At 49.4% G+C, this 14978-nt stretch carries 12 protein-coding genes; 1 reads left to right on the top strand and 11 read right to left on the bottom strand.

All coding sequences use genetic code 11. The annotated features are described in order from the left end of the window. Positions 1 to 57: 57 nt before the first annotated feature. From serS to NW747_RS07895, 4 genes are all read right to left on the bottom strand, one after another. A complete protein-coding gene (gene serS, locus NW747_RS07910; protein ID WP_273096425.1) occupies positions 58 to 1377 on the bottom strand; it encodes a serine--tRNA ligase in 1320 nt (439 codons plus the stop codon). A gap of 564 nt (positions 1378 to 1941) precedes the next feature. Then, positions 1942 to 2799, bottom strand: a complete 858-nt coding sequence (gene rsmA / locus NW747_RS07905) for a 16S rRNA (adenine(1518)-N(6)/adenine(1519)-N(6))-dimethyltransferase RsmA (protein ID WP_273186621.1) — start codon at positions 2797 to 2799, stop codon at positions 1942 to 1944. Continuing rightward, entirely contained in the window at positions 2799 to 3341 is a 543-nt protein-coding gene (rnmV, locus tag NW747_RS07900; protein ID WP_273186619.1) for a ribonuclease M5, read from the bottom strand. The genes rsmA and rnmV overlap by 1 nt, the downstream gene beginning before the upstream one ends. 4 nt (positions 3342 to 3345) lie before the next feature. Beyond that, complete coding sequence (locus NW747_RS07895; RefSeq protein ID WP_008859190.1) at positions 3346 to 4026, bottom strand: response regulator transcription factor; 681 nt, start codon at positions 4024 to 4026, stop codon at positions 3346 to 3348. Positions 4027 to 4640: 614 nt separating this feature from the next. Here NW747_RS07895 and lgt point away from each other — a divergent pair. After that, positions 4641 to 5441: a prolipoprotein diacylglyceryl transferase gene (gene lgt, locus NW747_RS07890; RefSeq protein WP_273186615.1), complete on the top strand. Its 801-nt coding sequence runs from the start codon at positions 4641 to 4643 to the stop codon at positions 5439 to 5441. A 174-nt stretch (positions 5442 to 5615) separates the two neighbouring features. Here the strand turns inward: lgt and sfsA are convergent, their stop codons facing one another. From sfsA to NW747_RS07855, 7 genes are all read right to left on the bottom strand, one after another. Then, on the bottom strand, positions 5616 to 6758 hold the full coding sequence (gene sfsA, locus NW747_RS07885; protein WP_273186612.1) for a DNA/RNA nuclease SfsA: 1143 nt from the start codon (positions 6756 to 6758) through the stop codon (positions 5616 to 5618). Positions 6759 to 6805: 47 nt separating this feature from the next. Next, positions 6806 to 7912 carry a redox-regulated ATPase YchF gene (ychF, locus tag NW747_RS07880; protein WP_273186609.1) on the bottom strand — a complete coding sequence of 369 codons (1107 nt, stop codon included), beginning with the start codon at positions 7910 to 7912 and terminating at the stop codon, positions 6806 to 6808. Positions 7913 to 7989: 77 nt separating this feature from the next. Next, positions 7990 to 9231 (bottom strand): LL-diaminopimelate aminotransferase, encoded by a 1242-nt coding sequence (locus NW747_RS07875; protein WP_273186606.1) that lies wholly within the window; start codon positions 9229 to 9231, stop codon positions 7990 to 7992. Between the two features lie 641 nt (positions 9232 to 9872). After that, positions 9873 to 11087, bottom strand: a complete 1215-nt coding sequence (locus NW747_RS07870; RefSeq protein WP_008859196.1) for an ABC transporter permease — start codon at positions 11085 to 11087, stop codon at positions 9873 to 9875. Continuing rightward, complete coding sequence (locus NW747_RS07865) at positions 11084 to 11794, bottom strand: ABC transporter ATP-binding protein (RefSeq protein ID WP_008859197.1); 711 nt, start codon at positions 11792 to 11794, stop codon at positions 11084 to 11086. The genes NW747_RS07870 and NW747_RS07865 overlap by 4 nt, the downstream gene beginning before the upstream one ends. Beyond that, on the bottom strand, positions 11794 to 12891 hold the full coding sequence (locus NW747_RS07860; RefSeq protein ID WP_273097006.1) for an efflux RND transporter periplasmic adaptor subunit: 1098 nt from the start codon (positions 12889 to 12891) through the stop codon (positions 11794 to 11796). The genes NW747_RS07865 and NW747_RS07860 overlap by 1 nt, the downstream gene beginning before the upstream one ends. Positions 12892 to 13646: 755 nt before the next feature. After that, positions 13647 to 14894: an IS256 family transposase gene (locus NW747_RS07855; protein WP_273186602.1), complete on the bottom strand. Its 1248-nt coding sequence runs from the start codon at positions 14892 to 14894 to the stop codon at positions 13647 to 13649. Between the last annotated feature and the right edge of the window lie 84 nt (positions 14895 to 14978).

The raw sequence follows: 14978 nt of genomic DNA, 5'->3' as shown, positions 1-14978 counted from the left end.
CTCAACTAGTATTAAAAAAATCCCCGCCCGAAGGCAGGGATTTTTCATTTCCGTATTTTATTTATTTTCTTTTGCAGCAGGTTTGGAGCTGGGGAAACCGTTTCTCTTGCCGATCACGGTGATACCGCCCATGTAGGGAACAAGAGCTTCCGGAACCTTGATGGTTCCATCTGCCTGCTGGTAGTTTTCCATAATGGCAGCTACAGTTCTGCCTACAGCCAATCCGGAGCCGTTTAAGGTGTGTACGAATTCCGGCTTAGCACCCGGTGTGCGGCGGAAACGGATGTTGGCACGGCGTGCCTGGAAATCAAGGCAGTTGGAGCAGGAAGAAATTTCACGGTACTTGTTCTGTGCCGGCATCCATACTTCAAGATCATAGGTCTTGGCAGAGGAGAAACCGATATCGCCGGTGCACAGGCATACAACATGATAAGGAAGTTTCAGACGCTGCAGCACCTTTTCTGCTTCTGCCGTAAGGGATTCCAGTTCATCCCAGCTGTCTTCCGGTTTGCAGTACTTCACCATTTCCACTTTATGGAACTGATGCTGACGGATGAGGCCGCGGGTATCTTTGCCGGCAGAACCTGCCTCTTTGCGGAAGCAGGGAGTGAGGGCGGTGAGGTGGACCGGAAGCATATCACCATCCAGGATTTCACCGGAGAAATAGTTGGTCAGCGGTACTTCAGCAGTTGGAGTCATATACATGTTTTCCCCTTCCACCTTGTACATATCTTCGGCAAACTTCGGCAGCTGGCCGGTGCCCTGCATGGATTTGCCGTTGATGATATAAGGCGGAATCACTTCGGTATAGTCATTTTCTTTCGTGTGGAGATCCAGCATGAAATTGTATACTGCTCTTTCCAGACGGGCAGCGCCGGAAAGGTAGAAATAGAAGCGGGCGCCGGATACCTTGCCGGCTCTTTCAGCATCCAGAATCCCAAGTTCATCACCCAGTTCGTAGTGAGCTTTGATGGGGAAATCGAATTTCGGAATTTCGCCCCAACGGCGGACTTCCGGATTTTCGCTGTCATCCTTGCCTACCGGAACAGTTTTGTCAGCCATGTTTGGAATATGAAGGAGCAGCTCATTCAGTGTACCTTCCACTTCTCCCAGTTCCTTGTCAATAGCACTGATCTTCCTGCCTACTTCTCTCATGGAAGCAATGGCATCAGAAGCATCTTCCCCATTCTTCTTTGCCTGGGCAATTTTCTTGGATTCTGCATTCTTCTCACTCTTCAGCGCTTCCGTTTCCTGCAGAAGTTCCCTTCTCTTTCCGTCCAGTTCCAACACCTTATCCAGGTCAAAGGGATTGTGACGGTTCACCAGATTCTGCTTAACCTCGTCAGCATGTTCACGAATAAATTTGATGTCTAACATAACTATCTCTCCCTGTATCAAATTTGCCGGTTTCCGGCATATAAGCAAGAAAATAAAAAAACTTCACCCCTCCATGGGACGAAGTTATCGCGGTGCCACCCAATTTGCAAAAGCCAGCTCATAGTTCGTATCGGTCACCAGCCGTCCGGTTCCTCACCGGCCGCTCCTGAGTGGAAACTCCCCCTTCTGCCAAGACTTTCACCAGCCGTCTTTTCTCTAAAGGCATAAGGAAAAGGTATTCTCTTTCCCTGCGTTGATTTTATTATAGCGCCGGTACCGGTGTTTGTAAAGGTATCTATTGGGGCCTGAGAAAAGGCAAAGGTCCTTGTCTTTCCTCCAAAGGCCTTCGGCCATTGGGTTTATGTTTCCCACTCAAATTTATAAGTCATAAAAGAAAAGGGCGGCAAAACCGCCTGTCATCCTTCCTTGAACGCTTCTGCAGAAAGCGGGGACCATCCTTTCCCCCGCCCCTCCGGTACCTCTCGCCATGGTCATGTCAGAAAAGGCAGGCCCCATAAAAAAAGGGCTGTGAAAAATGGTTGATATTTTCACAGTCCCTTTGTTCTATTCATGAATCTTATCATACCAGGCATCTGCCAGGCGGGCGTATTCTTCCATGGAGAAAGTTTCGCCCCTCCTTTTGCCATCAATATCTGCTTTTTCCAGGATTTCAGGTATCCAGTCGGCAGGAATGCCGCCGGATTTCATGGCGTTGGTAAATACTTTACGCCGCTGTCCGAATCCCATTTTGACAAGGGAGAAAAAGAGTTTTCTATCCTTTACTTCTACCGCCGGCTTTTCTCTCCTTCGGATTTTGAGAACCGTGGAGGTCACCTGGGGCCTTGGTATGAAGGCAGAAGGCGGGATATCAAGCACCCTTTCCGCCGTGCAGTCAAAATTCACGGCGATGGTCAGGGCGCCGTAATCTTTGGAGCCCGGTTTGGCCAGGATACGGTCTGCCACTTCTTTCTGCATCATGAATACAAAAAGAGAAATCGGCAGGTCCGACTGGATGAGAGAAAGGAGAATGGGAGTAGTGATATAGTAAGGCAGATTGGCGGCGCAGCGCCAGTCCTTATCCCCCAGGATAGTCTTCAAATCGGCTTTCAGCACATCCTCATAAATGATATGGATATTTTTGTAATGTTCCAGAGTATGGGACAGAACTCTTTCCAGACTTTTATCCAGCTCGAAAGCAGTCACATCAGCACCTGTCTCGGCCAGAGCCTGGGTAAGAGTGCCTATGCCGGCACCGATTTCCATGACAGGCACATTTTCTCCCAGTTCTGCTGCTTCCGCAATGGCAGCTACCACGTCAGGGCGGATAAGGAAATTCTGTCCCAGCTTATGTTTGGCATGGATGCCGAAACGGCGGATCACATACTGCACTACCTGGCGGTCTGCAAGATTGGCTTCCAGCATCAGGCGTCCTCCCGGCACATTTGCAGTGCCCTGTCCCATTCTTCACGGGTAATTCCATAATGGTTCAGCCGTTTCACAAACTGTTTTCCGTTTCCATAGCCTATGCCGAGAATCGCACCTACCCTGGCCCTTTTGAGAGAAGAGTCCGGATTTCCCGCAAGACCGGCAGCAAATAAATCGGATACTGAAAAGAGTCCGAAATCATCCTGGTAGAGAATTCGGAGCGTTTGGAGCGCTTTCCGGATGGATTCCGGTGAAGCGTCTTCTATGCCCACATCATCTTCCGTAGAAGCTTCTGATTTAGGCACGAAGGCATGAAGGGCTTTGGGAAACAGTTTGGAAAGGCGCTGCCGGATCCGTTCACCCGGCCCGTCGGGGTCCGTAAGGATGATAATCCCCCTTTTTTCATAGGCATAACGGATTTTTTCAATGGTTGTCTTTTTCAGCGCAAAGCCTTCAGTAGCAATCATATCGGCGTCTACCGCCATACCCACCCGGGCAATATCCGACTTTCCTTCCACTACAATGACTTGTTTAATCATAGATTCAGTCCCGGGCTGCGTAGCCGATGCCACGGACCGTATGAATATATTTCTTGCCTACCTTTTCATCGATCTTGCTTCTGAGGTAGCGGATATATACATCTACAATATTCGTCTTGCCTGCGTAGCCGTATCCCCAAACTTTTTCAAGAATTTCTTCTCTCTTAATGACACGGTTCTTGTTCTTGGCCAGGAAAAGGAGCAGGTCAAACTCTTTTTTCGTCAGGTCGATGGCTTCATCCCCGGCCCTCACTTCGTGACGATCGGGATAAATGGAAAGATCGCCGATGGTGAATGCAGGATCCACGATAATCTTAGGTTCTTCGTGACGGCGCAGAGCCGCATGAATCCGGGCCACCAGTTCCCTGGTAGCATAGGGCTTTGTCAGATAGTCATCAGCCCCTGCGTTCAGGGCTTTTACCTTGGCATCCACGCTGTTGTCAGAAGAAAGATAAATAACGGGGATAGGGCTGATTTCCCGAATCTTTCCAAGAATCTCATGGCCATTCTTCATAGGTTCGTCGGGATCAAGAATAACAACGTCTGCCTGTCTCTGTCCTGCCAGGTCTACGGCAGAATCGCCGGTATTGTCAATCATGCTGGTGAATCCCGCTTCTTCCAGCTTCAGCTGCATGAAACGGCTCACACTGGGGTCATGCTCAATAATTAATACACAGTTTCTCATGATGGTTCCTCCCAAAAATGAAAAGAAAAACAAACAAAAAAGCTGCTTTTTACTCTTTATTATTGTTGTTATGATGGAAATTTGATGTTATTATTATTTTTCCTTGAAGCAGCTGACATAAGTTCTTTCTTGGAACTTAAAATTTCTATAATCATCATACCATGAAATTTGGTGATTTCAAGTGCTTTCTATAAGAAATAAAAGATTTATATTAGTTTGATTTTAATTATTATTGTTTAATTATGAACTATGTTCTTGCTTTCATTCGGATTAAATCCCTATTTTATCGATAGTTTCTCATAAATTGACATCTTACATTCATCAGGTTCTATATTAAAAAATCGATTAAAAAATCAGCCTTACCTATACCCCCTATGGGTATAAAAGATTTTTATTGTGAGCGTTCTATTAGATTAATATATAATGTTTCGGGACATTCGCTAATAATTGTTTCATTAGTTACAAATCGAAACACTCTATACATAAAACGATAAACCTGAAGATGTATCCGGCCCTATAAAGGGCTCTTCCTTCTGCTGTTGCAGACTATTGTATAATAGTATAAAAAGAAAAAGGCCTCAATCTGACAGGTCTTTTGGAAAAGGAGATTTTCTATGCATCAGTATGTTACATTCATCGGCGGATTTCCCATCCGCTTCTATGGTATCTTTTTTTCATTAGGCATCATATTTGGCTGTATCATGGCCTACTATTTTCTGAAAAAGGACGGCCGGGGCTGGCATGAATGCATGTTTGACCTGGGCCTCACCATCGCCTTCGTAGGCATTATCGGCGGCAGGCTGTGGGATGTGTTCTTTTTTGACTGGGATTACTACCACAACCATCTGCTGGAAATCCCCTATGTATGGCAGGGAGGCATGGCCATTCAGGGAGGCGTCATTTTCGCTTGTGTGGCCGGCTATATTTTTCTCAGGAAAAGGCACATTCCGGTGCTCCCATTCGCTGACATCATTGCCCCGGCCATCATTTTCGGCCAGGCCATCGGCCGTATTGCCAATTTCATGAACGGCGATGCTTTTGGTCATCCCACAGGGGCTGACTTCGGCATCCTCTACCCCTCCACCACTCTGGCCTACCACACCTACGGCGCCCAGCCCCTGTGGCCAGCGGAAGTCTGGGAATGCCAGGGAGATCTTATCATTCTGGGTCTGCTCCTCTGGTACTCCTGCTTCAAACATGCCAGAGGTACCACCTTCTGCCTCTACATCATGCTTTATTCCCTTCTCCGCTTCTTCCTGGAAAACTTCAGGGGAGACTACGGAACTCTGGCCCTGGGACTTAAGAGCGCCCAGCTCACTGCCCTGGCCGGATTTGTGGCAGCCACAGCGGCATTCATATTCTTTTCTATCAAATACAGGAAAGACAGAACGGAAGAAGTAAAAGAGAACCAATGATGAGCCGGGGTAGTTCCTCCCTTTTTATGAAGGAACACCGCAGGTCTTTTGTCAGACTCATGATGCATCGCTGCATACAGATTCTTATATAAAAGCAAACTTCATAAATGAATCAGTATTTCCCTTAAGAAAGCTGCCGCTGACAGGTCCTATGGGCCTGTGGGCGGCAGCTTTTTAAAAATACCGGTCCAGTCTGTTGATTTCAAAATCTTCTTCTATTTTCACGAAGTCCCTTTCGTGCATGGGGTTTTCAGCAAATCCAAAGAGATGGGAGCGGCACCGGCAGTCGGTACAGCCGAAGTTTTCTATGGTCCAGCCGGCGATTTCGGAGAGAGCGTGGGCCAGTTTGTGTTCCAGGTCTTCTCTGGTACGGATGGGGATGGCGCCCACGAAGCGGCAGGCGCTTCTCAGGTAGTCCATGTGCCAGTGCCGTCTTTTCCGAAGGGCTCTGTGATGAGCTATGCGCTGGTCCAGATTTTTTCTGGCCGATCCTACGTAAACGTAGAAGCCTTTGGGAAAATGGATATCTCCCAGACTTCCTACGGAAATCATTTTGTCTTCCTCCAGCTGGAGAATGATCATATAATCTCCGGCATTTCCCATTTCTTTGTCCAGCGCTTCCTTGGACGTGGGGATGAGGCGCACTGTTTCAGGCATGAGAAAGTCCTTTGTCCAGGGTATGGCGCAGGCTTTCCAATCCAGGAGATCCAGGCCCTGCCTGAATTCTTCGGAGAAGGAGAGGTCCGTATGATAGTTTGGCAGAAACCAGCGGGCATTTCCATCATGGACCAGCACCAGAAGTCCGGCATGCTCCCCTGCCCTTGCCATATCTACCAGGTGGGTCAGGTGTTTCATGCCCCTTTCCGTGGGAGCGTCGGGAAACATGGCGCCATGCCTGCCGCTGAGGCTGCAGGATTTCACTTCCACCGGAAAGGTTTCTCCCGTTTCTTCATCGCCTAAAAGAAGATCGAAGCGGCTGTCTCCCATGGTCACCTCTCTTCCTGCCAGGAAACAGTTTTCCCAGCCCGGAATCTTATGGTGCTGAATCAGAAAGGCCGCTGCATCGTTGGCTCTGGTGGTGTCCAAATAAATGATGCGGCCTTCTTTATCGCAGCCCACTACCCGATAGGCAGTGCGCAGGCCTTTTCTATTAGGCGTCATGTAGAGTGTCACGCCGGGAAAGAGAAGTTCCCGCATGCGGCCGGGATTGGGCATATGGCAGAGCACTTTTTCTCCTGCCACTTCTGCATGGCATACAAAGCGGTTGGGCCGGTCCAGAAATTTTCCTTCCACCAGTTTTTTATATATTCTTTCCATGATTTGCAAAAAAGACCGGCACCAGCCGGTCTTTTTCCTTTCTCTTTTTATACATTAAAGCGGAAATAAGCGATATCTCCGTCCTGAATGATGTAATCCTTGCCTTCTACCCGAAGAAGCCCTTTTTCACGGACTGCATTGTAGGAGCCGCAGGCCATAAGGTCATCGTAGGAAACGATTTCTGCGCGGATGAAGCCCCTTTCAATGTCAGAGTGAATCTTTCCGGCAGCCTTCGGCGCCTTGGTGCCTGCCCTTACGGTCCAGGAGCGGCATTCATCAGGGCCTACGGTAAAGAAGTTAATCAGTCCAAGCATGGAATAGGCTGTGCGGATGAGGCGGTTCAGGCCCGGCTCTTCTTCTCCCAGATCTTCCAGGAAGGCTTTGGCCTCCTCACCGTCCAGTTCAGACACTTCTTCTTCGATTTCTGCGGAAATAGGAACCCATTTGGCCCCTTCTTTTTCTGCTTCTGCGCTGGCTGCCTGGACGAATTTGTTGGCCAGGGGATCGGCAATATCTTCTTCTGCCATGTTGAGTACGTAAAGTACCGGCTTTAAGGTAATGAGGTTCAGTTCTTTCAGCACTTCCAGATCATCTTCTGAAAGGGTGAGAGCTCTGGCGGGAGTGCCGTTCTGCAGTGCATCGTACACCTTTTCCAAAACCGGCAGGTCTACCTTGGCCTGCTTGATGCCTGCCTGAGCCAGTTTTGCAGTTTTCGTCTTCTTCTTGTCCACACTTTCCAGATCTGCCAGGCAAAGTTCTGTATTGATAATATCCATATCCCTTACGGGGTCAATGGAACCTTCCACGTGGGTAATATTTCCATCTTCAAAGCAGCGGACCACATGGGCAATGGCATCGGTTTCACGGATATGGCTGAGGAACTGGTTGCCCAGGCCCTCCCCTTTGGATGCACCGGCCACCAGGCCTGCAATGTCTACGAACCTTGTGAAGGCGGGTGTAGTCTTCTTGGGCTTGAACATGGCTGCCAGGTCGTAAATGCGATGGTCCGGCACTTCCACTACCCCAACGTTCGGTTCAATGGTGCAGAAGGGGAAATTGGCCGCTTCGGCACCGGCTTTTGTGATGGCATTGAAAAGGGTGCTCTTCCCTACATTTGGAAGGCCCACAATGCCAATCTGCAGATTTGTACTCATGAGAACTCCTTACATTCTTAAACAGGCAGAAATCTACCCCCCAGGACGGACGGTAGATTTCTACTCCCAAAACCAGTTTATTTTTCCAGCTTCTTGACAGCCTTTTTCAATCTTTCCACAGCTTCCTTCGTCAGTTCCGGTGTGTTGAAGGATGTCAGGCGTACATAGCCTTCGCCGCAGGGTCCGAAACCGGAACCCGGGGTGCAGATGATCTGGGCTTCATTCAGAAGATAGTCAAAGAATTCCCAGCTGGTCATGCCCTTCGGCACAGACAGCCATACATAAGGACTGTTCACGCCGCCGCAGGCAGTAAGACCGGCTTCCTTCACACCTTCCAGGATGACTCTGGCATTGTTTCTGTAAATATCGAGGGTTGCCTGGATTTCTTTCTGTCCTTCTTCTGTATAGATGGCTTCGGCGCCTCTCTGTACAATGTAGGAACAGCCGTTAAACTTGGTGCACTGACGGCGGTCCCAGAGGGCATTGGCAGAAACCTTTTCACCGGATTTTGTTTCCAGCATCAGTTCCTTCGGCACTACGCAGTAACCACAGCGTACACCGGTGAAGCCGGCAGTTTTGGAATAGGAGCGGAACTCAATGGCCACTTCCTTGGCTCCTTCGATTTCATAAATACTGTGGGGAATGTCGTCTTCCGTAATGAAGGCTTCATAGGCAGCATCGAAGAAAATGACAGAGCCTGTCTGCTTTGCATACTTCACCCACATGGTGAGGTCCTTCTTATTCAGTGCAGCACCGGTGGGGTTGTTCGGAGAGCAGAGGTAAATAATCATGGGATCATGGGATGGCAGGTTTGCTTTGAAACCGCATTCTTCATAGCATGGCAGGTATTCCAGCCGTTCATAGGAACCATTCACAAACTTGCCGCTTCTGCCGGCCATGACATTGCTGTCCACATACACCGGATATACCGGGTCCGTAACAGCCACAACATCGGATTCTGCAAAGATTTCCTGCATATTGCCGGTATCGCACTTGGCACCGTCGCTGACGAAGATTTCATCGGGGGAGATATCGCAGCCCCGGTCTTTGAAATCATGCTTGGCAATGGCTTCTCTCAGGAAAAGATAACCCTGTTCGGGACCATAACCGCGGAAAGTTTCCATATGGGCCATTTCATCTACAGCTTTGTGCATAGCTTCAATGACAGCAGGAGCCAGGGGCTGGGTCACGTCCCCGATGCCCAGAGAAATAATATCCGCATTGGGATGTGCTTCCACATAGGCATTCTGCTTCTGTCTCACTGTGGCGAACAGATAAGCCCCCTGAAGATTTAAATAGTTTTCATTGCAATGTGCCATAAAAATCGCCTCTCATATATGCATTATCATACTTTTTATCAGAAATAAATGATGACTTTTATATTTTATCATAACCCATAATGATTATCAAAAAGGATTTTGAAACCGGGGGACCATCGCCCGAAGGGGGGCGATGGACACGCCTGCGGTGTGAGGGTTCTTAAGATTGATGGGTCCTTCGGGCCCAAAGGTTCTTAGGTTTGACGGGCCCCTGGCCCGAGGGTTGTGGTGGCCGCTTCGCGGCAGTTTTTGAGAAAGGGGCGCGCCTGACGGCGCAGGTTAGGGCCGCCCGGGGCGGCGGGTTGTGTAGAAGGGGGCGACGGCCCTTTGGGCCGAGGGGTGTGGTATCGCCCTGCGGGCGATGCTTATGAAGTCAGCGTTACGGGATTGCCTTCCCGCTGCATAAGTCACTCTAAACATGACGGCGAGTCAGCCACCTCTGATGTCTTTCCCACGTCCGCAAGGGCGGTTGTACGGTTTTCTATAAATTGGCGCCTTCAATTATTTAAAAGGCGCCCACCGCAACCCTCAGCGCCAAAAGCGCTGTCAACCTTAAGAACCTTCGGCCCATTAGGGCCGTCAACCCTCACGCCCTTCGGGCGTGTCAACCAAAAAACCGGCAGATTCTGCCGGTTTTGCTCTTATTCGTAATGGAGTGCATCGATGGGGTTCAGTCTCGCCGCTTTCTGGGCCGGATAAAGTCCAAAGATCAGGCCAATGAAAACAGAGAAAAGGAAAGAACCTACAATGGGGGTCACCGAGAGGAGGGTGTGGAGGGAGGTGACAAGGGGTATGACTTTGGATATGCCGATACCGAAAAGAACACCTATCAGGCCTCCGGCTACGCTGACGGTCACCGATTCGATGAGGAACTGCACGATAATCATGTTGTATGTGGCACCCAGGGCCTTTCGTATACCGATTTCCCTGGTCCTTTCCGTGACGGACACCAGCATGATGTTCATAATGCCGATGCCCCCTACCAGAAGGGAGATGGCGGCAATGCTTCCGAGGAATATGGTCAGGGTCTGGGTAGTGGATTTCATGGTCTCCATAAGATCCTGGGAGTTCTGGATGGAGAAATCGTCTTCTTTCCCTGTCTGGATGCGGTGGCGGGTACGGAGAAGGTTGGTCACGTCGGACTCGATCTGGGAGAGGTCATCGGCATTGTCAGAGGAAATGACAATGTTGTTCACATAGGTAATGTGCATCATTCGTTCCTGCACGGTGGTAAAGGGAATGAGGACCCGGTCATCCTGGTCCATGAAAGAATAACCTTTTTCCTCCAGTTCTCCGATGACAGTGAATGGATTGCCGTTGATGCGGACTTTCTGTCCGATAGGCGATTCTTCGCCGAAAAGGCTGGTGGCCACGGTTTTGCCGATGATACACACCCGGGCCCGGGCATTGTATTCCTTATCCGTCCAGAACCGGCCTTCGGACACGGAAAGACTGGACAGGGTGGCATAGTCCTCGGTGCAGCCATAGATACGGGTGGTCCAGTTCTTATTTCCATTCACCACCAGGTAGCTTGTATTGACCAGGGGAGCGGCATAGGAAATATTGGGCAGGTTCCTGATGGCCAGGTAATCCTTGTAGGTCAGGGTCTGCATAGAGCCTGCAGCCGGACGGATGCCCGGTTTTCTCCCGGTGCCGGGGGTTACGGTAATGGTATTGGAACCCAGGGAGGAAATATTATTTTCAATGTCGCTCTGCACTCCGTAGCCGATGGACATAAGGGCAATAACGGCGGCTACGCCGATGATAATGCCCAGCATGGTGAGGAGGGAGCGCATTTTGTTGCTCAGAATAGAGCCCCAGGCCATAAAGATGCTTTCAATGTAAATGTTTGTCATGGCAGGGGCCCCCTGATATCTTTACTGATATGGCCATCCGATAAAATCACGTGCCTTCCTGCATAGGCGGCCACATCGATTTCATGGGTCACAAGGATGATGGTTTTCCCCTGTTCATAGAGTTTGGAGAAGATTTCCATCACTTCCCTGGTGGAATGGCTGTCCAGATTGCCCGTCGGTTCATCGGCCATGATAATGGCAGGGTCGTTAATCAGCGCCCTGGCAATGGCCACACGCTGGCGCTGTCCACCGGACATTTCCGCAGGCATATGGTTGATGCGATCCCCCAGACCCACGGATTCCAGCATTTTTACAGCCCTTTCCTTCCGTTCCTTTTTAAAGAGACTGCCATAAATCATTGGAAGGATCACATTATCCAGAGCCGAAAGCCTTGGAAGGAGGTTAAAACTCTGGAAGACAAATCCGATTTTCCGGTTTCTTGTATAGGCCAGTTCACTGTCATTCAGGTTGGCCACTTCCTTCCCGTCCAGAAGGTAGGAGCCTCTGGTGGGACGGTCAAGGCAGCCAAGGATATTCATGAGGGTGGATTTGCCGGCACCGGAGGGCCCCATAATGGATACAAATTCCCCTTCTCTGATGGATAAATCGATGTGAGTCAGCACCGGCACTTCTTCTTTGCCGATGTAGTAGCTTTTACCGATACCTGAAAGACGAATGACCTCATTTTTATCTGCGCCGGCCATCATTATAACCTCGGTCCCGGTCCGCGCTGGTTCTTATTGGTGGGCGTGGACTTTTCCGCAGACACCGTACCGCTCACCACGATTTCATCTCCTTCATGGAGACCGTCAAGAATTTCCACTTCCTTGTCGGTGGTGATGCCGGTGGTCACATAAGCCTTGGACACGCCATCCCCTTTCTTTACGTACACGTAGGAACCTTCACCGTCGCTTCGGATGGCTGTCACCGGAACAGTGAGGGCATTGTCACTTTCCCTGCCGTGAATGGTGGCTCTGGCCGTCATAGAAGGATAGAGACCCTCCAGTTCATCCTTGTTGATTTCCACATACACCGTGTAGTACACCACGGAGGAGGAAGAGGAAGACGACGAAGATGAGGAAGAAGAGTACTGCTTCTTTGAAATATCGGTAACCATGCCGTGGAAAGTCCGGTTCGGATAGGCATCGACTGTGAAATCTACATTCTGGCCGATTTTCACTTCGCCGATATCCGTTTCATCTACCAGAAGTTCAATGCGCATGGCGGAAAGATCAGCCACGCTCACAATAACCATCTGGCTGGAGAGCCCCTGGGATACGGTTTCCCCTTCTTTCATGGGTTCACCTACAACTACGCCGTCCATAGGCGAAGTGATGACTGTATCATTCACATCAGCCTGAGCCTTGTCATAGGCAGCCTGGGCATTCAGATACTCCAGCCGGGCATTGTCCATTTCCTGATAGGAAATAGCGCCCTGGCTGTAGAGAGAATTCAGCCGGTTGAAATAGGACTCCTTGTTTTCCAGCGTATTCTGGGCCTGCTTCATGGTAGACGTCAGAGCTTTGGATTCAATGGTGGCCAGCACCTGCCCCTTCGTGACCTTCTCGTTCTGCTTCACGTACACCTTTTCCAGGGTGCCCGAAGCCGTAGCAGACAAATCGACACTGTTGTCCGGTTCAATGGTGCCTGTAGCATCCACAGTAAGACTGATGTTATCCCTGTTCACAGTGCCTAACGTATAAGTATCCTTTTTGCTCTGATGGGTCCGGTTATACCAGTACCAGCCCCCGCCCAGAGCAAGGATCAGAATGAGCAATACAGCGATCAGTATTTTTTTCTTCATACCACCGCCCCCTTACTTGTAAAACACAAAAGAAATAAACATTCCCCAGATTGTTATATTATATCACGACTGACCGGTATAAATGAAAAAAAGCCTCCCCAAAGAAGGCTTTAAAATGATTCGAAGATTGTGACAGCTGCTTCGCCATGGGACACACCTTTGAACACGCCTGCGGCGTGAGGGTTCAGAAGGTTCAAAGGGTTCAAAAGGGAAGGTTGACGGGCCTACGGCCCGAGGGTTGTGGCCGCCTGACGGCGGCGGGTTGTGTAGAAGGGTTGTGAAGGGAAAGGTTCTTAAGATGGATGGGCCTTCGGCCCAAGGGTTCTTAAGTTTGACGGCCTTTCAGGCCGAGGGTTGTGGTATCGCCCTATCGGGCGATGAGTATAAAGTCAGCGTTACGGGATTGGCTGTCTGTGTCATATGTAACACAATATCCAGTGCCACCTATTTTCTCGTTTCCCCTTGAGGGGAAATGCCACGTAGTGGCAAAAGGGTGTACGGGGCTGAGCAGAGATATGACACTCTATCATTTTCCTGACCGCCAATCGGCGGCTCCCCGAGCGAAGCGATGCACAGCGAACACATTTTGCACTATGCGAACTGGATTTGTAAGGGAGCACCAGCGACCTGAAAATCCAGTGAGTCAGTGACAGCAGTGGATGAAGGAGCGCTAGCGACGCGCAAGTTGTAATAGATTTTTGGATACTGGGTGTACTTTTGGCAGGTTCACCGGGGATGTCAAGAATTTTGTGTTTTTAGATTAACCAATCGTATTTAGCGATTAGTTTGCTCATACGTTCGTCAATCAATAATTGGTTCATAACAGCCTGCCAGTTAAAGACCTTTCCTTTGCCCTTCCATTTGGTGTTCTTGAGCTCAAGGACACGGAGGTAGAGAAGCTTCAGGATGGCCTCGTCATTGGCAAAAGAGCCCTTACGGGTTACCTTTCTGAAACTGGAATTGATGCTTTCTATGGCATTGGTAGTGTACATGACTCTCCGTACATTAGAGCCGTAGTTAAACAGCTGTTCCACGTGCTGGAAGTTGTTTTCCCAGACCGCTATAGCCCCAGGATAGGCTGCCCATTTTCCCTTGAACTTTTCAAACAATCTGCGAGCTTCTGCTACATTGGTAGCCTTGTAGATTTCTTTCAGTTCTTTCAAGAACTCTCTGGATTTGTTCCAGGGAATATACCGCATGGAATTACGGATCAGATGGACAATGCAGCGTTGCACCACTGTGCCAGGGAAGATGGCAGCAGCGCCTTCTTCAAGGCCGCTGACACCATCCATGGAGATGAAACCAATGTCCTGTACTCCCCGGTTCTTGATTTCATCGAAAATCTGCATCCAGGTATGCTTACCTTCCGTTTCGTTGATCCAGATACCAAGGATATCCTTCTCACCATTGATGTCATACCCAAGGATGACGTAGACAGCCTTTTGTTTCAGGGCTCTGTCAGTCTTCATGGGAACATACAGACAGTCGATGAAGAGAAAGGTATAAAAAGGAAACAGTGGGCGATTCTGCCACGCATATACTTCGTCCAGGATCCGGTCCGTAATATGGGCAATCTGTTCATGGGAGATGGAGAAACCGTAGATTTCTTCAATGGTCGAAGAGATGTCTCTCTGGCTCATTCCACGGCCATACATGGCAAGAACTTTCCCTTCGATAGAGGAAACATCACGCTGGTATTTTTGGATTAACTGGGGTTCAAAAGTACCTTCCCGATCACGAGGGACTTGGATGGGTACCGTTCCCATGGAGGTCTTCAGGTTCTTCCTGGAATACCCATTTCTCGTATTCTTGGAATCCTCAGGGGTGCTGCCGTTCTTGGGATAGCCTAAGTGGTTATCCAATTCACCCTTAAGAGCTGCTTCAAACAATGGTCCAAAGACACTCTTTAAGGCGGACTGCATCTCTTCGACAGTGGTCGGTTTGTAGGTTTCGTAGATTTCCTGCGCAATTTTTTCGCCAGGGGTAGGGGTACGCTTTGCCATGGTAGTAACTCCTTTTCCTCTTTCTCCCCTTAAGTATGAGGTATGAAAATATTTTGAGCAAGATTCATTTACACAAAATATTTT

The organism is Dialister succinatiphilus, from assembly GCF_928721695.1.
Classification (GTDB): domain Bacteria; phylum Bacillota; class Negativicutes; order Veillonellales; family Dialisteraceae; genus Dialister; species Dialister succinatiphilus.
The sequence above is the reverse complement of the archived record's forward strand: the minus strand, read 5'-3'. Positions and strand labels throughout refer to the sequence as shown.

What these genes read in the sequence shown, in the direction of transcription:
- rsmA (WP_273186621.1), bottom strand. Translation starts at nt 2,799, where the DNA reads ATGCTGGAAGCCAATCTTGCAGACCGCCAGGTAGTGCAGTATGTGATC.
- NW747_RS07865 (WP_008859197.1), bottom strand. Translation starts at nt 11,794, where the DNA reads ATGATGGCCGGCGCAGATAAAAATGAGGTCATTCGTCTTTCAGGTATC.
- NW747_RS07870 (WP_008859196.1), bottom strand. Translation starts at nt 11,087, where the DNA reads ATGACAAACATTTACATTGAAAGCATCTTTATGGCCTGGGGCTCTATT.
- NW747_RS07860 (WP_273097006.1), bottom strand. Translation starts at nt 12,891, where the DNA reads ATGAAGAAAAAAATACTGATCGCTGTATTGCTCATTCTGATCCTTGCT.
- NW747_RS07895 (WP_008859190.1), bottom strand. Translation starts at nt 4,026, where the DNA reads ATGAGAAACTGTGTATTAATTATTGAGCATGACCCCAGTGTGAGCCGT.
- sfsA (WP_273186612.1), bottom strand. Translation starts at nt 6,758, where the DNA reads ATGGAAAGAATATATAAAAAACTGGTGGAAGGAAAATTTCTGGACCGG.
- NW747_RS07875 (WP_273186606.1), bottom strand. Translation starts at nt 9,231, where the DNA reads ATGGCACATTGCAATGAAAACTATTTAAATCTTCAGGGGGCTTATCTG.
- lgt (WP_273186615.1), top strand. Translation starts at nt 4,641, where the DNA reads ATGCATCAGTATGTTACATTCATCGGCGGATTTCCCATCCGCTTCTAT.
- ychF (WP_273186609.1), bottom strand. Translation starts at nt 7,912, where the DNA reads ATGAGTACAAATCTGCAGATTGGCATTGTGGGCCTTCCAAATGTAGGG.
- rnmV (WP_273186619.1), bottom strand. Translation starts at nt 3,341, where the DNA reads ATGATTAAACAAGTCATTGTAGTGGAAGGAAAGTCGGATATTGCCCGG.
- NW747_RS07855 (WP_273186602.1), bottom strand. Translation starts at nt 14,894, where the DNA reads ATGGCAAAGCGTACCCCTACCCCTGGCGAAAAAATTGCGCAGGAAATC.
- serS (WP_273096425.1), bottom strand. Translation starts at nt 1,377, where the DNA reads ATGTTAGACATCAAATTTATTCGTGAACATGCTGACGAGGTTAAGCAG.